The sequence below is a fragment of the Azospirillum brasilense genome (assembly GCF_008365405.1).
GTDB classification, from domain to species: Bacteria; Pseudomonadota; Alphaproteobacteria; order Azospirillales; family Azospirillaceae; genus Azospirillum; species Azospirillum brasilense_D.
This window is the reverse complement of the sequence record NZ_QOKV01000001.1, coordinates 340,859-360,367: the sequence shown is the minus strand read 5'-3', so window position 1 is coordinate 360,367 and position 19,509 is coordinate 340,859. Positions and strand designations below refer to the sequence as shown.

Sequence of the window (19,509 nt, the reverse complement as noted above, 5' to 3'; positions counted from 1 at the left end):
CTCCCGCCTCGGGAGAGGGGGGGGACCCATGCGCAGCATGGGAGGGTGAGGGTACCGGCAAGAAACAGTGCCTTGATCCTTGCACGACCCTCACCCGCCCGCTGCGCGGGCACCCTCTTCCGGGACGGGAGAGGGATTGTCGTTAGCGGTCACCGACCCAGATAGACGTCGATGACCTGCTTGTTGGCGCTCACCGTGTCGAGCGAGCCTTCGGCCAGCACCGAGCCCTCGTGCAGCACCGTGACCTTCACGCCCAGTTCGCGGACGAAGACCATGTCGTGCTCCACGACGATCACCGAATGCTTGCCGGCGATGTCCTTCAGCAGATGGGCGGTCTGTTCCGTCTCGGCGTCGGTCATGCCGGCCACCGGCTCGTCGACCAGCAGAAGCTTCGGGTCCTGGGCCAGCAGCATGCCGATCTCCAGCCACTGCTTCTCGCCGTGCGACAGGCTGCCCGCCGGGCGGTCGCGCCGCGGCGACAGGCGGGTGATGTCGAGGATCTCCTCGATCCGCGCCCGGTCCTCGCGCGTGGCCGAATAGGTCAGCGTCTTCAGCGGACGGCGCGGCGCCTTCAGCGACAGTTCCAGATTGTCCCAGACCGTGTGCATCTCGAACACGGTGGGACGCTGGAACTTGCGGCCGATGCCCAGGTTGGCGATGGCCGGCTCGCGCAGGCTGGTCAGGTCGGTCCGGCCCTCGAACAGGATGGTGCCGGTGTCGGGCCGGGTCTTGCCGGTGATGACGTCCATCATGGTCGTCTTGCCGGCGCCGTTCGGGCCGATGATCGCCCGCATCTCGCCCGGCTCGATGACCAGCGACAGGCTGTTCAGCGCCCGGAACCCGTCGAAGCTGACCGACACGCCGTCCAGATACAGCAGGGTGTCTTCCGTGCTCATCTCTCTCAGACTCCCTTCTGGTCCGCCGGCTTGGCGGCAACCGTGGCGCGCGCCGGCAGCCGGTCGCGGAGCTGCGCCGCCAGACCCAGGATGCCCTTGGGCAGGAACAGCGTGACCAGGACGAACAGGCCGCCCAGCGCGAACAGCCACAGCTCCGGCAGCGCCGCCGTGAAGTAGCTCTTGCCGAAATTCACCAGCACCGCGCCCAGCACCGGCCCGGCCAGCGTGCCGCGCCCGCCGACGGCGACCCAGATCACCGCCTCGATGCTGCTGGCGGGCGAGAATTCCGACGGGTTGATGATGCCCACCTGCGGCACGTAGAGCGCGCCCGCCACGCCGGCCATGCAGGCCGACAGCGTCCAGGCGAACAGCTTGTAGCGGTCGGTCTCGTAGCCCAGGAAGCGCACCCGGCTCTCCGCGTCGCGCACGGCGATCAGCACCTTGCCCAGCTTGGATGCCACCACCGCGGAGGCCAGGATGTAGCCGGCGGCCAGCGCCACCACCGTCGCCACGAACAGACCGACGCGGGTCGAGGCGGCCTGGACGTCGAAGCCCAGGATCTCCTTGAAGTCGGTCAGGCCGTTGTTGCCGCCCAGCCCCATGTCGTTGCGGAAGAAGGCCAGCATCAGCGCGAAGGTCATCGCCTGCGTGATGATCGACAGATAGACGCCGGTGACTCGCGAGCGGAAGGCGAACCAGCCGAAGGCGAAGGCGAGCAGGCCCGGCACCAGCATCACCATGATCGCGGCGAACCAGAACTGGTCGAAGCCGTGCCAGTACCAGGGCAGCTCCGTCCAGTTCAGGAAGACCATGAAGTCCGGCAGGTCGGCGTTGCCGTAGACCCCGCGCGAGCCGATCTGCCGCATCAGGTACATGCCCATGGCGTAGCCGCCGAGCGTGAAGAAGGCGGCGTGGCCCAGCGACAGGATGCCGACAAAGCCCCAGACGAGATCGAGCGACAACGCCAGCAGGGCGAAGCACAGATACTTGCCGAGCAGCGCCACCGTGTGGGTGGAGAGGTGCCAGGGCGAGTCCGGGGCGGTGCCCAGCGCCATGAACGGCACCGCCACGGCCAGCACCGCCAGGACGGTCAGCAGCACGCCGGCCTTCTTGTCGAGGCCCATCAGGAAGAAGCGGGTCAGCATCGGATCAGGCCTCCACCGCCCGGCCCTTCAGCGCGAACAGGCCGCGCGGACGCCGTTGGATGAACAGGATGATGAAGATCAGCACCAGGATCTTGCCCAGCACCGCGCCCGCGTAGGGCTCCAGGAACTTGTTCACGCCGCCGAGCGCCAGCGCGCCGACCAGCGTGCCCCACAGGTTGCCGACGCCGCCGAACACCACGACCATGAAGCTGTCGATGATGTAGCCCTGGCCCAGGTTGGGGCTGACGTTGTCGATCTGGCTCAGCGCCACCCCGGCCAGCCCGGCGATGCCGGAGCCGAGCCCGAAGGTCAGCGCGTCCACCCGCGCGGTGCGGATGCCCATGGCGTTGGCCATGCTGCGGTTCTGGGTGACGGCGCGGATGCTCAGCCCGAACCACGTCTTGCGCAGCGCCACCAGCAGCGCGCCGAAGACGAGGAAGGCGAAGACGACGATCCACAGCCGCCCGTAGGTGATGGTCAGCCCGCCCAGCTCGAAGGCGCCGGACATCCAGGACGGGGCACCGACCTCACGGTTCGTCGGCCCGAAGATGGAGCGCACCGCCTGCTGGAGCGCCAGCGACAGGCCCCAGGTCGCCAGCAGCGTTTCCAGCGGACGCCCGTAGAGCCAGCGGATCACGCTGCGCTCGATGGCGACGCCGACCGCGCCGGAGACCAGGAAGGCGACGGGCAGAGCCACCAGGATGGAGAAGTCGAACAGGCCCGGCGCCCACTGGCGGAAGGCCTCCTGCACCAGGAAGGTGGCGTAGGCGCCGATCATCACCATCTCGCCATGCGCCATGTTGATGACGCCCATGACGCCGAAGGTGACGGCCAGCCCGATCGCCGCCAGCAGCAGCACCGAGCCGAGCGACAGGCCGTACCACAGATTTTGCGCGGCGCCCCACAGGGCGAGCCGCTGCTCGACGGACGCGATGGCCTTCTTCGCGGCGTCCTTCACCGCGTCGTTGCCCCCGTTGGAGACGCTGTTGGCAGCGCCGTTCAGCAGGGCCAGCGCATCCTGGTCGCCGCGCTCCTGAAGCACCGCGACGGCGGCGATCTTGTCGGCGTCGGGAGCGTCCCCGGCCAGCAGGACGGAGGCCCGCGCCTGGGTCATCGCGCGGCGCACGCGCTCGTCGGTTTCCTTGGCCAGGGCCGTGTTGAGCGCGTCCAGCGCGTTGGCGTCGCGGCTCTTGAACACCGCCTCGGCGGCCTGTCGGCGCGTGTTGGCGTCGGGGCTCATCAGCGTGAGCGCGCCGAGCGTCGCGCTGATCGTGCGACGCAAAGCGTTGTTGATGCGGATCTTCTCGACCGCGTTGCGGTCCGCCTCGCCCAGCGCAGCGCCGGTCAGCGGGTCGGTCAGTGCGTAGCCGTTGCCGGCGCGCTTGGCGACGACCACGGCGCCGTCCGCCTTGCGGACGTGCAGGTCGCCGGCCTGGAGGGATTCCAGCACCGGCACGACGGCGGGATCGCCCGTCTCGGCCAGCCCGGCGATGGCCCTCTCGGTCTCGGCGTAGCTGCCGGCGCCCAGGCCGCGGACCAGCGAGGCCAGATCGGCGGCGAAGGCGGATGGTGCGGCCAGCGCCAGAAACGCGGCCAGCAGCCAGCAGAATGCGCGGTGCATCGCGGTTCCTGTGATGTGTCGAAAGTCGTTATTCTGGAAGAGGGCGTTGCCCCCACCCTTCCCGCTTCGCGGGCCCCTTCCCTCCCCCGCTGGGCGGGAGAGGAAGTTTTATCCCCTCCCCTGCGAAGCGGGGGAGGGTTAGGGAGGGGGCACCACGCAGCCAGTCACCAAAAGGCGTTCAGACGGTCCTCACGACCCCTTGCCGCCGCACTTGCCGGTCTTCACGTTGAAGTTGCCGCAGGACATCGGGGCGCGCCAATCGGAGATCAGGTCCTTGCTGTCCGGCAGGAAGTCCGACCACTCGTCGCCGACCACGAGGCCCGGCGTCTTGGAGACGGTCTCGAACTGGCCGTTCTCCTGCACCTCGCCGATCAGCACCGGCTTGGTGATGTGGTGGTTCGGCAGCATGGCCGAGTAGCCGCCGGTCAGGTTCGGGACGGACACGCCGACGAGGCTGTCAATCACCGCGTTGCTGTCAGTCGTGCCGGCCTTCTCGACCGCCTTCACCCACATGTTGAAGCCGATGTAGTGGGCCTCCATCGGGTCGTTGGTGACGCGCTTGTCGTTCTTGGTGTAGGCCTGCCACTTCTTGATGAAGTCGCTGTTCTCCGGCGTGTCCACCGACATGAAGTAGTTCCAGGCGGCGAGATGGCCGACCAGCGGCTTGGTGTCGATGCCGGCCAGTTCCTCCTCACCCACCGAGAAGGCGACCACCGGGATGTCCTGCGCCTTGACGCCCTGGTTGCCCAACTCCTTGTAGAAGGGGACGTTGGCGTCGCCGTTGATGGTCGAGACGACCGCGGTCTTCTTGCCGGCGGAGCCGAACTTCTTGATGTCGGCGACGATGTTCTGCCAGTCGGAATGGCCGAACGGGGTGTAGTTGATCATGATGTCCTCGGACTTCACGCCCTTGGACTTCAGATAGGTTTCCAGGATCTTGTTGGTCGTGCGTGGGTAGACGTAGTCGGTGCCGGCCAGCACCCAGCGCTGCACGCCTTCGGTCGCCGCCAGATAGTCGACGGCGGGGATCGCCTGCTGGTTCGGGGCGGCGCCGGTGTAGAAGACGTTGCGCGAGGACTCCTCGCCCTCATACTGCACCGGGTAGAACAGGATGCTGTTCAGCTCCTCGAACACCGGCAGGACGGACTTGCGGCTGACCGAGGTCCAGCAGCCGAACACCGCGGCCACCTTGTCCTTGCTGACCAGCTCGCGCGCCTTCTCGGCGAACAGGGGCCAGTTGGAGGCGGGATCGACGACGACCGGTTCCAGCTTCTTGCCGAGAACGCCGCCCTTCTTGTTCTGCTCTTCGATGAGCATCAGCATGACGTCCTTCAGCGTGGTCTCGCTGATCGCCATGGTGCCCGACAGGGAATGGAGGATGCCGACCTTGATGGTGTCCTGGGCCGACGCCGGGGCGGCGAAGCCCGCGGCGAACGTGACGGCAAGACCCGCGGCCGCCGCAAGGGTGCGACCGGTCTTGAAGCCCGACTGGAACCCCGTCTTCAACATTGTGAATACCCCCCGTTCTTTGGTCTGGCGCCCGCCTCAGGCGCCCGGGGGTGTCCTTCGCAAATGTGATGCCACGACGCGGCGCAATGCCGCCGCCTCAGGGAATCCGCGGCCGCTCACGGCCAAGCATTCGCTTACGAATTATGCACGCGGCCACAATCAGCCCACATTTTAGCCATAAATGCCGAAATGACTGAAAATTAGGCGATCCCTCACACCGAAGACCGATGCCGCTCGATACAGATGGACAACACCTCATCCAAAGGTCGGGTCCACCAGTGGCGCGAGAATATTTCGACCTCGGAATAGCCTTGGAATCCGCAGGCTTCCACCCGGCCGCGGATCATCGGAATGTCGATAACCCCGTCGCCCATCATGCCGCGGTCCTCCAGCAGGTCGGCGGTCGGCACCAGCCAGTCGCACACATGGAAGGCACAGAGGCGGCTCTTGCCCGCCCGGTGGATCTGCGCCTCCAGCTCCGGGTCCCACCAGACATGGTAGACGTCCAACGCCACGCCCAGCGCGCCGGTTCCCTGCGGGTCCAGCCGGTCGCAGAGGTCCAGCGCGTGGCGCATCGTGTTCACGCAGGCGCGGTCGGCGGCGTACATCGGGTGCAGCGGCTCGATGGCGAGCGGCATTCCGGCGCCGCGGGCATGCTCCAGCAGTTCGGCGATGCCGTCCTCGACCTGGGCGCGGGCCAGAGCGATGTCCTTGGACGGCGGGGAACCGGGGCGGGAGAATTGCGGCAGCCCGCCGACCACCAGCACGAGGCAGGGCGCGCCCAGCGCCACCGCCTCGTCCACGGCGCGGCGGTTGTCGTCGCGCACCTCGGCCCGGCGGTCGGGATCGGCGGGGAACATGCCGCCGCGGCAGTAGCCGGACAGTTCCAGACCCAGCTCACTCACCGCCCGGACAGCGCGGTCCAGCCCCACCGCGGCCACCTGATCCCGCCAGGGGGAGACGGCGCGGATGCCGTGGCGGGCGCAGGCGTCGAAGATCTGCAGAAGGTCGCCCTGCTTGCGCACCGTGGCCGTGTTGATGGACAGCCAGCGATGATCGCCGGAGAAGTCGCGCATGATCGTGGTCCTTTTCCTTCATCCCTCTCCCGCCCCGGGAGAGGGTGCCCGCGACAGCGGGCGGGTGAGGGTCGTGGGAGGATCGACGCACTGATCCTTGGCGGCTCCCTCACCCTTCCCGCGCATCGCGCGGGCCCCTTCCCTCTCCCGGGGCGGGAGAGGGAATTATCCTCACACCGCTTCGATGCCGCGGACGGCCAGGACGTCGGCCATGCGCCACACCGCTTCCTCCGGGTCGCGCAGCAGCCCGGCCTTGTCGGCCAGCCGGAAGATCTCCGCCAGGTGCAGGGTGGAGCGCGTGCCCTCCTGCCCGCCGATCATTGTGAAATGGTCCTGGTGACCGTTCAGGTAGGCCATGAAGACCACCCCGGTCTTGTAGAAGCGGGTCGGCGCCTTGAAGATGTGGCGGGACAGCGGAACGGTCGGCGCCAGGATCTCGTGGAAGCGCCCCTCCTCCCCCGCCGCCAGTTCGGCAAGCGCCGCCGCCGCCGCCGGGGCGATGGCGTCGAAGATGCCCAGCAGAGCGTCGGAATGGCCCTCCGCGTCGCCGGCGATCAGCTCCGCGTAGTTGAAATCGTCGCCGGTGTACATGCGCACGCCGGGGGCCAGACGGCGGCGCATGACGATCTCCTTGTCCTTGTCGAGCAGGGAAATCTTCACCCCGTCGACCTTGGCCGCGAAGTCGTTGATGATGCCGACCGCCGTGTCGAGCGCCACCGGGAAGTCGTTGGTTCCCCAATAGCCAGCCAGCGCCGGGTCGAACATGTCGCCCAGCCAGTGGAGGATCACCGGCTGGCGCACCTGGGAGAGGATGCGGCTGTAGACCCGGACATAGTCGTCCGGCCCCTTGGCGACGCGGGCGAGCGCGCGCGACGCCATCAGGATCACCCGCCCGCCAAGGTCCTCGACCGCGGCGACCTGTGTCTCATAGGCGCGGATCACGTCGTCGAGCGAGCGGGCGTCCTCCGGCGCCAGATGGTCGGTGCCGGCCCCGCAGGCGATCAGCGCGTTGCCGCGCGCCTTCGCCGCGGTCAGGGAGCGCCGGATCAGCTCCAGCGAGGCGTTCCAGTCCAACCCCATGCCGCGCTGCGCGGTGTCCATCGCCTCGGCCACGCCGAAGCCGAGGTCCCACAGATGCTCGCGGAAGGCGATGGTGCGGTCCCAGTCGATGGCCGGGGTCAGCCAGGGGTCGTTGTCGGCCAGCGGGTCGGCCACCATGTGGGCGGCGGCGTAGGCCACGCGGTTCAAGGGTCGGTCGGTGCGGGCGGGGAAGCCCCGCGCCGGAGCGACCTCGTAGCTTTCCAGCGACCGGTCGGCGCGCGGCAGCTTGATGGTCAGTGCCATGGACAAGGCCCTCCGGTCAGGCGGTCAGCGAGGGAACGTCGACCCAGCGGCGCTCCTTCCAGCTCTTCAGCGCGGCCTCGACGAGCTGCACGCCCTTGGCGCCCTCGATCAGGCCGTGGTCGAAGGGAGCGTCCTCGACGACGTGGCGGATGAAGGATTCCCACTGCGTCTTGAAGCCGTTGTCGGTCGGCTGGTTGTCGGGCACCGGCTGCCACGTCGCGTAGAAGTCCATGGTCTGCTTCTGGTCCGGGTTCCACACCGGGCGCGGCGTGCCCTGGCGCGGCTGGATCACGCAGTCGCTCAAACCCGCGACGGCCGAGCCGTGGGTGCCGTCCACCTGGAAGGTCACCAGATCGTCGCGGTACACCCGCGTCGCCCAGGAGGAGTTGATGTGGGCGATGACCCCGCCCTCCAGCTCGAAGGTGGCGTAGGCCGCGTCGTCGGCGGTGGCCTGATAGCGCTTGCCCTGCTCGTCCCAGCGCTCCGGGATGTGGATGGCGCCGAGGCAGGAAACGCTCTTCACCTGCCCGAACAGATTGTCGAGCACGTAGCGCCAGTGGCAGACCATGTCGAGGATGATGCCGCCGCCGTCCTCCTCGCGGTAATTCCAGGAGGGGCGCTGCGCCGGCTGCCAGTCGCCCTCGAACACCCAATAGCCGAACTCGCCGCGCACCGAGAGGATCTTCCCGAAGAAGCCGCTGTCGCGCAGCATCTTCAGCTTCTGCAGGCCGGGCAGGAACAGCTTGTCCTGCACGGTGCCGTTCTTCACCCCGGCCTCCTCGGCCAGCCGGACGACGCGCAGCGCCTCCTCCAGGTTGGTGGCGATGGGCTTCTCGCAATAGACGTGTTTGCCGGCGCGGATCGCCGCCTCCAGCAGCGTCGGGCGCATCTGGGTGGTGCCGGCGTCGAAGAAGATCGTGTCGTTCGGGTTGGTCAGGGCCGCGTCCAGATTGTCGGTCCAGCGCTCCACGCCGTGGCGCTGGGCCAGTTCGCGGATCTTCTCGGCGTTGCGCCCGACCAGGATGGGGTCCGGCATGACGCGGGACCCGTCGGACAACGTGACGCCGCCTTGCGCCCGGATGGCGAGGATCGACCGGATCAGGTGCTGGTTCATGCCCATGCGGCCGGTCACGCCATGCATGATGATACCAAGGCGCTTCGTGCTCATGTCAGGGGACTCCCTAGGGGATTATTCGTTCTGCAGGGGGGACAGGCGGTCCCACCGGGGCTGCGCCGCGCTGGCGAAGCCGGGGACGGCCAGGGTTTCGGTCGGCAGGCTGCCGCCCGCCGTGGCGAGGCGGACGACACCGTCCCGCCGGGTGTAGAAGCCGGGATGCGCGGCGAGGAAGGCCTCGGCCTCCGGCGCTCCGTCGAAGCCGTTTCCGTACTGGTGGCCGTTGCGCTCCGCGTCGGCGATGCCGAGCAGCGCGACCAGGGCCGTGTCCTGCTGCACCGCCAGCCCGGCCTGACAGGTCAGGTCCTCCGCGGCGACGAAGTGCGGCGCGCCCCAGGCCTCGCAGCGCGCCCGGTTGAGGACGGCCTTGTAGAGACCCTTGCAGGATTTGGACGACACGCCGCGGTAGCCGGCGGCGCGGGCGCGCGGGAAGGCGTCGTAGCCGTCGTCGGACTCGTCGATGATGAAGGGGATGCGCCCGGCCACCGCGCCCAGCGGCGCCTCCAGCGCGCGCTCCCGCGCCACCGGCTGCTCGATGTAGAGCAGGCGCCCGCGGAAGCCGGCCAGCGCCGGCTCGCGCTCCAGCCCGTCCACGAAGGCGGCTAGGGCCGCGGCGTCCGCGTATTGTTCATTGCCGTCCAGCGTGGCGCGGTAGTTGCCCGCCACCGCGTCCAGCACGCCGGCGATCGCCGCCAAGCGTGCGAGGTCGGCGGACGGATCGCCGCCCAGCTTGATCTTGAAACGGGTCAGCCGCTCCCGCGCCAGCAGGGCGCGCAGGGCCTCCGGCTGGTCGAGCAGCCCGACCGTGTGGCGGAGCGCCACGGTCGCCCGCGGTCGCAGCCCGGTGAGGAAGCCGTCCAGGTCGAAACCCGCCAGATCCGGCGTCAGCCGCGCGTCGATCCCGGCCAGGTTCGCCCGCATGCCGGAGAAGACATCCGTGTCCAGGGCCCGCAGCAGCCCGTCCAGCACCGCCTTGTCGATCAGCGCCGGCCCGTAGGCGGCGGTCAGGTCGGGCAGCCCGGCGGCGCGGCAGGCCGCCCGCTGGGTCCCGTAGGCCGCCGCGTGGTGGCCGAAGGCGGTGTCGGCGCCGCCCTCCGTCCGGTAGGCGTCGCGGGCGAGGTGCAGGGAACGGCGCAGGCCGTCCACCGTCTCGTCCGGGCTGCGGTCCGGGCGTTTGTCGAACCACTTCGGCATCATCATCTCGGCGGTGCCGCCCCACGCCTCGCCGACGCCGTCCACATGGACCAGGGCACGGACAAAGGCCTGGGGAGCCGCCTCCACCGTCACGCTGCCGAAGCGGAAGGGCTTCACGAAGCGGACGGGGCGTTCATAGAGGTCGATGGCGCGGATGGTGAGGAGGGGTGCATTGCCCCCACCCTTCCCACGGCTCTGCCGCGGGCCCCTTCCCTCCCCCGCTGACGCAGGGGAGGGAGTTGATTCCCCTCCCCTGCGAAGCGGGGGAGGGTTAGGGAGGGGGCAAGACTCGTCCATCTCCTCACTCCCCCTTAGTCCAGATGCCCTTGGGCGTTGAAATGCGCCCGGATGCGCTGGGTCAGCTCGATGAAGACCGGGTGGCCCATGACATCCAGCGAGCGCGGGCGGGGCAGCGGCACCTCGTAGGTCGCGGCGATAGCGCCGGGACGCTCCGACATCACCATCACCCGGTCGGCCAGGAACACCGCCTCGGGGATGGAGTGGGTGATCAGCAGAACCGTCTTGCCCGTCTCGTGCTGGATGCGTTGCAGCTCGACGTTCATCTTCTCCCGCGTCATGGCGTCGAGCGCGCCGAACGGCTCGTCCATCAGCAGGATCTTCGGATCGTGGACCAGCGCCCGGCACAGCGAGGCGCGCTGCTGCATGCCGCCGGAGAGCTGCCAGGGGTACTTGTTCTCGAACCCCTCCAGCCCGGTCATGCGGATCAGGGCGCGGGCGCGCTCCAGGTACTTGTCGCGCGGCAGGCCGCGGACCTCCACCGGCATCATGATGTTGCGCAGCACCGTCCGCCAGGCGAGCAGCACCGGGCTCTGGAACACGATGCCGACGTCGTCGTGCGGCTCGGTGACCGTGGTGCCTTCGATGGTGATGGCGCCCTCGCTGACCGGCAGCAGGCCGGCGACCAGCTTCAGCAGCGTGGACTTGCCGCAGCCCGACGGGCCGACGACCACCAGGAATTCGCCGTCCCGCACGTCGAAGGTGATCGGGCGCAGGGACGGCACCTCCCCGTCGCGGGTGCGGTAGGTCTTGGTCACGCCGTCGATCTGGATCAGGGTCTTTTGCGACAGGCGGGCCGTTTCGGCCGATCCGACGACTTTCAACTGGGGCTGAGCCATGTCCCTGCTCTCCTGTCCGTCCGGCCTCACTGGCCCGCCGCGGCGGGATCGGGGAGGAAGTCGCGGGTGTAGAAGGCCTTCGGGTTCTTCTTCGCCGCGGCGTCCAGGCCGCCGTACTCGACCAGCAGGTCCACGGTCTCGGCCATGTTGGCGTCGGTGACGCGGAAGGGCCGCTGCCCCTTGGTCTCCGCCGTGCGGTAGAGCGGCGTGGTCAGCTCGAAGCCCTCCAGCAGGGTGGCTTCCTGGCCGCCCTTGGGGTTGGCCTTGAGGATGGCGGCCACGGCCTCCTTCGGGTTCTTCTCCGCCCCTTCGACCGCCTTGGTCGTCGCGGCCATAAAGCGCTTCACGAGGTCGGGCTTGTCCTTCAGCGTCTCGGTGTGGGCGATGATGCCGGAGGAGACCATGTTGACGCCGTAGTCGGCGAAGCGGATCGGCGTCACCGACTTGCCGGTGGCGTCCTTGATCTTCATGCTCTGGTCCATGACGTAGCCCAGCAGCAGGTCGGCCTGCCCGTTGATGACGGCGTTCAGCTTGGTCTGGGCGTCGCCCGACACGACGCGGAAATCACTCTCCTTCAGGCCGGTCTTCTTGAGGAACAGCGGCCAGATCTGGGACATGCTGTCGCCCGGCGTCATGGCGACGGTCTTGCCCTTGATGTCCTCCGGCTTGCGGATGTTCTTGTCGGTGAAGCCCATGGCCGACATCGGGCTGGTCTGGAGCAGCACGCCCGGCGAGGTGACCGGGGCGCCCTTCACCGCCGCCTTCATCATGGTCGGCACGTCGACGTAGCCGAAATCGACGGTCTTCGCGGCCACCGCCTGGGTCGTCACCGCCGACCCGCGGCCCTCCTGGATCTCCAGGTCGATGCCCTCGGCCTCGTACAGGCCCTTGTCCTTGCCGTAGTAGAAGGGGGCGTGCTCGCCATACACGTACCAGTTCAGCATCAGCACGACCTTGTCCGCGGCCTGGGCCGGAAGCGTCGTGGCCGTGAGGGCGCAGAGCGCCGCGAAGAGCGTCCGTTTCATCTCGTCTCCTCCCAAAGGATGTCCGGCCGAAAGGTATCCGGCGTCGCTGTCGGTTTTGTTGTCGGCGTTACGACGTCGGGATGTAGTTGTGGCGTTGGCTCGCGTGCCAGGGGATGGCGAACCGTTCGATCACGTCGATGACCCAGAAAAGCACCACCCCGATCAGCGCCAGCACCACCAGGGCCGCGAACATCAGGGGAAGTTCGAAATTGCCGATGGAGCGCTGCAGGACGAAGCCGATGCCGGAATTCGCCCCCACGAACTCGCCCACCACGGCGCCCACCACGGCCAGCGTGATCGACACCTTCAGGCCGGCGAAGATGGCCGGCATGGCGTGCGGCAGGCTGACCATGCGGAAGGTCTGAAAGCGCGTCGCCTTCATTGACTTGGCGAGATCCATCATGTCGCCGTCCACCGACTTGAAGCCCTGCACCGCCGACACGACGATGGGGAAGAAAGCCAGCAGGAAGGCGGAGATCACCTTGGGCAGCAGCCCGAAGCCGAACCACACCACGAACAGCGGCGCGATGGCGACCTTCGGGATCGACTGCGAGAAGACCAGCAGCGGGTAGACGTAGGATTCCACCGTCTTCGACCCGGCGATCAGCATGGCGATGGGAATGCCGAACAGCACCGACAGGGCGAAGCCGCCCAAAGTCGCCAGCGTGGTCGGCACCGACGCCGCCAGGAGCTGGTCCCAGTCCGCGGCGAGCGCCAAGGCCACGTCGCCGGGTTTCGGTATCAGATAGGGCGGGATCGCGAAGATCCGCACCGACAGGTCCCACAGGACGGTCAGGACCACCAGGAACAGCACCGGCCGGAACCAGCCGGAATTGAGCAGACGCAGCAGCGTGGCACCCGCCCCGCCCCGTCGCGCCGCCGTTCCCGAAGCGGGACCGCCACGGGACGCATTCCCGTGAGCCGCCGCATCGACAGCCATCGCTCCTCCTCCCCCGGTCGTTGCGGCGCCGACGTGAGGCGCTCTTTTAACCGGCTGGTTAAAAGTAAGCCCGGTGCGGCAAAGCGGTCAACCCTGCCAAAGAGGTAGGACGGATGGTCAGGTATGCGGATTATTCATGATGAAATCACCGGCATGAAACCACCGGCGAACTCACGCCCGCAGCGACGACAGGATCAGTTCCACCATATGGTCCAGCCGCTCCGCCTTGGCCTCCTCGGCCAGCAGGTCGCGGCCGAAGATGACCGACAGGGTGTGGACGTTGGACAGGTAGAAGTAGGACTGTCCGGCGATGGAGATGTAGAGCTGCACCGGGTCCACCCCCGTCCGGAAGATCCCGGTGGCGACGCCGCGCGCCAGCACGTCGGCGATCATCTGCACGAAGGGCGAATGCATGGCGTGGACCTTGTCGGAGGTCTTCAGCAGTTCCGCCCGGTGCAGGTTCTCGATGTTCAGCAGCGCCATGAACTCGGGATGGTCGAGGAAATATTGCCAAGTGAAGTGGATCAGCCGGGCGATGGCGGCGGGCGGGTCCAGCGTCTCCAGGCTCAGCGTGCGTTCGGTGGCGCGGATGTGCGCGTAGGCGCCCTCCAGCACCGCCAGATACAGGCTCTCCTTGTTGCCGACATGGTAGTAGAGCATGCGCTTGTTGGTGCCGGCGACCTCGGCGATCCGCTCCACGCGGGCGCCGCCCAGTCCGTAACGCGCGAACTCCTCCGTCGCGGCGGCGAGGATGCGCGCGCGCGTGCCCTCCGGGTCGCGGGTGACCTTCGCGGGTTTGGCCGGCTTGGCTGCGGAAAGGCTCTTCTTCGGGTCGATCAGCGTGTCCATCCAGGCCGGTCCTCGCATGACGCGGCCGGAGGGCGAGCCGCAACGTGTTCCAATGTGGAGCATATCAGCCGAAACGGAAAGACGAAGCGGCGTTATCGACTCAGCAACGTCGCGCCGCGCCAGATGCCGGGCTGCATCGCGCCGGTGGAGTCGATGGCCGCTCCCGGACCGTCCTGGATGCCGCCGCGGAACTGCCCGACATGGCGGGTGCCGCCGCGCATCGACAACTCGCCCGGCCCCGCCGGAAGCCGGTCCACCACCACGCCGTTGAACCGCTCTCCGTTGGTGAAGGCCAGTTCGCCATGGCCATCCACGCGGCCCTGGCGGACCTCGCCCGCGTAGGAATCGCCGTTGGCGAAGCGGTAGACGCCCGGCCCGTTCGGCACGGCGTTCACGAAGGTCCCCTCGAACCGGTCCCCGGACGGGAAGCCGAGAACCCCGTAGCCGGACATCTGGTCGTTCTTCCACTCCCCCTCATAGACCTGCCCGTTGGCGAAGCGGTAGACACCGACCCCGTTGCGGCTGATCGTGCCCTGGAGGGAGAAGTTGCCCAGCCCGCGGTTCCACGCCCCCTCATAGACGTCGCCGTTGGGGAAGCGGTGCACCCCATAGCCCGATTCCCCGCCGCGGGCCTGACCGGCGGCGCGGCGGGCGGCCGCCTGGGCCTCGCGCGCCTTCGCCTCCGCCCCGCGCCCAGCGGTGGCGGAACGGGCGGCGCGGGCGGCCGCGTTGCGGCCCGCCTGCACGGCGTCGCGGTAGGGTTCGGCCAGCCCGGCGAGAACCGGGTCCGCGCCGGAGGTGGAGCGCCCCGCGGCGCTTTCCCCGCCACCTTCGGGAAGGGCGGCCAGCCGCGTCGGGCCGGTCGTTCCGGACAGCGCGCCGGCCACCGGATCCACGTCGTTGCGAACCACCGTGGGCGGCGGGTAGGCGCTGGGCGCCGCACCACCCATGGACACTGCCTCGCCCGACCGGCCGGCCAGCGTCCCCGTGGTGACGTAGCCCTCCTGCCCCGATGAATCCCGCACCAGCACCCAGCCGGAATCGGGCGCCGCCTGGAGCAGAGTCACCCGCTGCCCCTGCTCCAGATCGCGCAGGCTGCGGGCGCCCAGCACCGGGCGGGCGAACAGGTTGGCGTCGCGCGCCACCGTGTAGACGCCGGGCGCCAGGGCCGCCGACGGCTGGGGTTGCGGCGGTTGCTGGGGCTGGGGAGGTTGCTGGGCGGCGGCCACCGGCACCTCCTCCGGCTTGGCGAGGTTGCTGGCGAAGGCGAAGCCGGTCTTGCCGTCCTGCTCGACGCGCAGCCAGCCGCCGTTCCGCCGGGTCCGCCCGGTGACCGTGACCTCGCTGTCGTGGCGCAGCGTGCCGACGACCGCCGCCTTGGTGTCGGGACCGGCCCGCAGGTTGGTGTCGCGCGTCACCACCCGCTTCTCGTTCAGCGGGTCCACCTCGACCTCGGCGACCGCCGGGGCCGCCGGCTTCTCCTCCGCCTTCTGCGGCAGCGGCTTGGGTTCGATCGGCTTGGGTTCGATCGGCTTCGCTTCGGGGGCCGTCGCCGCCACGGCGGACGGCGCCTCTTCCGTCCGGGCGACGACGGGGGCGGACGGCGCGCGCGGGCCAGGCACGAGCACGAGGTCGGTGCCCAGCCGGTCCTGCAGCCAGGGGTGCTGCGTCCCGCGGGTGCGTCCGACGACGGTGCGGGCGACCTCGGCCAGCGCGTCGCGCAGCGGCACGCCCGGCTTGACCATCTCCTGCGCCAGGGCGGTGGAGAAGGCGTCCGCTCCCTTGCCGGCCGCCGTCGCGGGCGGCGTGCCGGGCCGGTGCGAGTAGACGACGAACAGGTTGTCGAGCGCCGCCGGGGCCGCCAGCGCCGGCTTGACGGACCGCCCCTCCTCGCCCATCGCGGACGCCAACCGGTCGGCCAGCGGGTGGGCGGGCACCGGGTCGAACACGGCGACGGCCTTGCGCCCGCTGCGCTGGATCTCCTTCAGCGCGTAGTCCAGCTCGATGGTGTCGAAGATCACGTCGTATTCCGAACCGGGCTTGGCGTCCACCGGCACCAGGAAGCCCTTCGCCGACAGGCTCAGCGCCACCCCGGAATAATAAAGGAAGCCCAGGTCGGCCTGTCCCAGCGCGTCCTGGAACCGGCTCAGCGCCGCGACCATGCCGCGGTGGTCGAGGTTCTCGGCGGCGGTGACGGTGAAGCCGGCGCGGCGCAGCGCGTCGGCGACGACCGCGGCGTTGGCGCCCACCCCGGCGGCCGGGCCGCCCTCCTGGTACTGCGCATTGCCGATCACCAGCGCGACGCGCTTGTCGTCGGCGAACGCCAGGGGGGCAAAGGCAACGTTCGCCGTCACCAGAACCAGCGCAACAGTCCAAACGGCGCTCCGGGGCCAGCGCAACACGTCGATACCCTCCACCTGATTTTCTCTTTGACCACCCCTTTAGGGAGTCTTAGGCAGCGGCGGCTGTAATGATTTTGGTCGAAGGCACCGCCGGCCTCCCGTGATCGGGCCGTCCGGTTCACGGATCGCCAAGCCTTTGAACGGTCAAGTCTAGCGCACCGGCCCGACGCCCATTTCTGCAATTTCGGGGGCGCCGCGGTCCCTTCCGCAGACGGTGCGTCCCACCAACGAACGCGAAGCGGAGTCAGTTGAGGTCGCGGGCCACCCGCAACCCGTCGGCGAAATAGCGCACGTCGGCGTCGTAGCCGATGCGGGCGGTGACGGCGATGGCGTCCTGCCCGTCCCGCCATGAGCCGCCGCGCAGCACCCGCTTGCGGCAATCGCCCTCCGTCCAGGCGCCGCCGTCCGTCGGGGCGCCCTTGTAGCCGGGGTTCCAGCAGTCGGCGACCCACTCCGCCACGCCGCCGCTGGTGTCGTAGAGGCCGAAGGCGTTGGGTTGGAAGCTGCCGACCGGCGCCGGCAGGGAGCGGTCGGCGCCCCCGCCGCAGTCGCGGCAGTTGGCCAGCCGTGCCCCCGGCGTCAGACTGTCGCCCCAGGAGAAGCGCGCCGCACTGCCGCCGCGCGCCGCGTATTCCCATTCGGCCTCGCTCGGCAGGCGGTAGCGCTGCCCGGTCTTGCGGCTGAGCCACTCGGTGTAGGCCAGCGCGTCCTCGACATGGATGTTGTGGACCGGCGTGTCGTCGGAGGGGTTGCGCATCCGCGGCATGGCGGTGCAGCCGCCGCCCTCCACGCAGGCCCGCCAGTTGGCGACCGTCACCTCATAGACCCCGATGGCGAAGGGCCGGGCGAAGGTGACACGGCGGGGCGGGCGCTGGCTGGCGTCGCCGCGCTCGCTGCCCATGACGAAGCTGCCGGCGGGAATGCGCATCATCGGCGGGCATTCCGGGCAATCCTGGAAGCTGCCGCCGTTGCCCTGCGCCCGCCCCTGAGAGCCCCCCGGCTGGACCGGTGCGGCGAGCGCCAGCCTCTGGCGGTCCTCCGGCCCGGCGGGACGCAGCGCGGGGCCGCGGACGAAGCCCTGCACGCCGCCCTGAGTGCCGTCATCCAGGGCGACCCGGTACCAGTCGGCGTCGGCCACCCGGCCCAGCACCCGAACCGCACCCTCCTTGGCAAGGGTGCCGACCCGCTCCGACCGCGCGTCCGGCCCGGCGCGCAGTTCAGCGTCGGCAACGGCCACGTACATCCCCTCCCCGGCGGTGTCGAGCTGAAGCTCCGGCGGCGGAGACGCCTTGCCGCTGGATGCTCCATTGCCCGCACCATTGCCAGACGGCCCGCTGCTCCCCGCCCCACCCGCCGAGGAGAGCGCCGCGACCTTGGCCGATTCGGCGCGCAGCCGGTTCAGCCGGTCCCGCGCCGGGGCGGCGAAGGGGCCGGTGCCGAACAGCCGCAGGAAGGCGTCCAGCGCGTCGGCGTCGCGGCTGTCGCGCACGCGGCGCCACAGCGACTCCTCCAGATCGGCCTGCGGCGGGGCGGCACCGGCCTCCTCGACCTCCAGCAGCGCGCTCATCGTCGTGCGCCCGCCGCGCCCGTCCTCGACCAGCACGCTGAACACCCCGGCGCGGCCGGCCGGCGCCCGTTCCGGGTCGAAGGTCAGGGCGGTCAGCCGCTCCGGCGCCAGCTTGTCGCCGGGCTTCAGCGGGGTGGTGCCGTCGCGGACCTTGCCCCGCTCCGGCACGGTGCTGACGGTGAAGGTCAGCGGGTCGCCATCCGGGTCGGTCGGCACCTCCAGCCGCAGGCTGTTGACCACGGCGCGCACGCTGCGCTCGGCGACGGCGACCGGCGAACGGTTGCTCGGCTTGATGAGGATCGGGACGGCGCCCCGCGCCACCCCGCCGCGCCCGTCCATCACCGCGAAATCGAAGCTGCCGGCGTCGCCCAGATGGGTGGCATCGGCCCGGAAGGTCGCGGCGGTGAGCTGGTCGAGCGTCAGATAGTCGCCGATCAGCACCACCCGGTCGCCGATGCGCACCCCGCCGCCGCGCGGCAGGCCGGTCACCTGGGCGAAGAGTTGGTCGCTGTCGGGATCGCTGGGCCGCGCGATGCCAAGCCCCTCCGTCCCGCCGCGGTCGAACACCTCCAGCGTCGTGAAGGCGGCGAGCTGCGGCGGGCGGTTCTCCGGCAGCGGGTTGAAGTAGAAGGGGGCGGCCCCCAGCGAGCCATAGAGGAACGGCTCCTGCCGGCCCTGGGTGATCTGCATCACGTCGTCGCGCACGCGGCGGAAGAACAGGCTCAGTTCCAGCCCCGGCACGTCGAAGTTCTTCAGGAGTGAGGCGGTGTAGGGGCTGTGTTCGCCCTGCCCGTCCTCGGCCACCGCGTCGGCGCGGGTGGCCATGGCGACCAGCGTGTCGGTCGGCGTGTCGTCGACCCGGGCAAAGCCGGAATGCACCTCCGTCCGCTTGGTGCCGGACCGCACCAGCCGGTCGGCGAAGGGGTTGTTGCGGCAGGCGTCCAGGATCAGGATGCCCAGCTTGCGCGCCTGGGCCAGCTCGCCCATCGGCAGGTTCAACGGCAGCGCCTCGTAGACCAGATCGCGCTCGCGCTCCAGCCGGGCGTCGGCGGGGATCAGGAAGTTGGTGCCGCCCACCTGCATGCCGTGCCCGGCGAAGTAGAGCAGCGCCACGTCGGCCTGCGCCGCCTGGATGCCGAAGCCGCGCAACGCCTCCGCCATGCCGCGGTTGTCGAGGTCGTAGCGCTCCTCCACCGCGAAGCCAAGCTTGCGCAGGGCCGCCGACATGGCGCGGGCGTCGTTGCGCGGGTTGGGCAGTTCGGTGGCGTGGCGGTAGGCGCCGACGCCGATGACCAGGGCGATGCGCTGCTCCGGCGCGGTGGCGGCCAGACCGGGCACGGCCCACGCCGCCACGGCCAGCAGCAGGCCAGCGGTCACCGCCAGGACGAAGCGGCACGAGACGAAACAGCGAAGACGCGCAGCCATGGTCACCCCATGCCATGGTCACCGGACGGCGGAGCGAGGACGCTCCCACATTCCAATCCGTCCAGTATTTGGCCGCGCAACCCGGAACAAGAGGACAAATCCGGCTAACGGCTCACCACAGGCGGGGGCATGGTCCCCCGCAAGAAAGACGGAGAGCCCGGAGGGCGGGACCGGCGAATGCGCGATCCAGGGCGATGTTGTGCTTT

Annotated in this window: 14 protein-coding genes; all 14 read right to left on the bottom strand. The window is 69.6% G+C overall.

Going from position 1 to position 19,509, the window contains the following annotated elements; all coding sequences use genetic code 11:
• Positions 1 to 149: 149 nt before the first annotated feature.
• Positions 150 to 896: an urea ABC transporter ATP-binding protein UrtD gene (urtD, locus tag DS837_RS01645; protein WP_035675131.1), complete on the bottom strand. Its 747-nt coding sequence runs from the start codon at positions 894 to 896 to the stop codon at positions 150 to 152.
• A gap of 5 nt (positions 897 to 901) precedes the next feature.
• The gene (urtC, locus tag DS837_RS01640) at positions 902 to 2,041 is read right to left on the bottom strand and encodes an urea ABC transporter permease subunit UrtC (RefSeq protein ID WP_149163155.1); all 1,140 of its coding nucleotides are present in this window, start codon (positions 2,039 to 2,041) and stop codon (positions 902 to 904) included.
• 4 nt (positions 2,042 to 2,045) lie between these two features.
• Entirely contained in the window at positions 2,046 to 3,662 is a 1,617-nt protein-coding gene (gene urtB, locus DS837_RS01635) for an urea ABC transporter permease subunit UrtB (protein ID WP_149163154.1), read from the bottom strand.
• A gap of 189 nt (positions 3,663 to 3,851) precedes the next feature.
• Positions 3,852 to 5,171 (bottom strand): urea ABC transporter substrate-binding protein, encoded by a 1,320-nt coding sequence (gene urtA / locus DS837_RS01630; RefSeq protein WP_149163153.1) that lies wholly within the window; start codon positions 5,169 to 5,171, stop codon positions 3,852 to 3,854.
• 212 nt (positions 5,172 to 5,383) lie between these two features.
• Positions 5,384 to 6,247, bottom strand: coding sequence for a sugar phosphate isomerase/epimerase family protein (locus DS837_RS01625; protein WP_149163152.1), 864 nt, complete (start codon positions 6,245 to 6,247; stop codon positions 5,384 to 5,386).
• 171 nt (positions 6,248 to 6,418) lie between these two features.
• A complete protein-coding gene (locus DS837_RS01620) occupies positions 6,419 to 7,591 on the bottom strand; it encodes a dihydrodipicolinate synthase family protein (protein WP_149163151.1) in 1,173 nt (390 codons plus the stop codon).
• Between the two features lie 16 nt (positions 7,592 to 7,607).
• Positions 7,608 to 8,759, bottom strand: coding sequence for a Gfo/Idh/MocA family protein (locus tag DS837_RS01615; RefSeq protein WP_149163150.1), 1,152 nt, complete (start codon positions 8,757 to 8,759; stop codon positions 7,608 to 7,610).
• Between the two features lie 21 nt (positions 8,760 to 8,780).
• Positions 8,781 to 10,076, bottom strand: a complete 1,296-nt coding sequence (locus DS837_RS01610; protein WP_149163149.1) for an enolase C-terminal domain-like protein — start codon at positions 10,074 to 10,076, stop codon at positions 8,781 to 8,783.
• A 194-nt stretch (positions 10,077 to 10,270) separates the two neighbouring features.
• On the bottom strand, positions 10,271 to 11,095 hold the full coding sequence (locus DS837_RS01605; RefSeq protein WP_014241100.1) for an ABC transporter ATP-binding protein: 825 nt from the start codon (positions 11,093 to 11,095) through the stop codon (positions 10,271 to 10,273).
• Between the two features lie 26 nt (positions 11,096 to 11,121).
• Positions 11,122 to 12,120 (bottom strand): ABC transporter substrate-binding protein, encoded by a 999-nt coding sequence (locus tag DS837_RS01600; protein ID WP_149163148.1) that lies wholly within the window; start codon positions 12,118 to 12,120, stop codon positions 11,122 to 11,124.
• A gap of 67 nt (positions 12,121 to 12,187) precedes the next feature.
• Positions 12,188 to 13,060, bottom strand: coding sequence for an ABC transporter permease (locus tag DS837_RS01595; protein ID WP_211102038.1), 873 nt, complete (start codon positions 13,058 to 13,060; stop codon positions 12,188 to 12,190).
• Between the two features lie 171 nt (positions 13,061 to 13,231).
• Entirely contained in the window at positions 13,232 to 13,909 is a 678-nt protein-coding gene (locus DS837_RS01590; protein ID WP_149163147.1) for a TetR/AcrR family transcriptional regulator, read from the bottom strand.
• 92 nt (positions 13,910 to 14,001) lie between these two features.
• Positions 14,002 to 16,311 carry an SH3 domain-containing protein gene (locus tag DS837_RS01585; protein WP_170295704.1) on the bottom strand — a complete coding sequence of 770 codons (2,310 nt, stop codon included), beginning with the start codon at positions 16,309 to 16,311 and terminating at the stop codon, positions 14,002 to 14,004.
• A 244-nt stretch (positions 16,312 to 16,555) separates the two neighbouring features.
• On the bottom strand, positions 16,556 to 19,303 hold the full coding sequence (locus tag DS837_RS01580) for an SUMF1/EgtB/PvdO family nonheme iron enzyme (protein ID WP_149163145.1): 2,748 nt from the start codon (positions 19,301 to 19,303) through the stop codon (positions 16,556 to 16,558).
• Positions 19,304 to 19,509 lie beyond the last annotated feature (206 nt).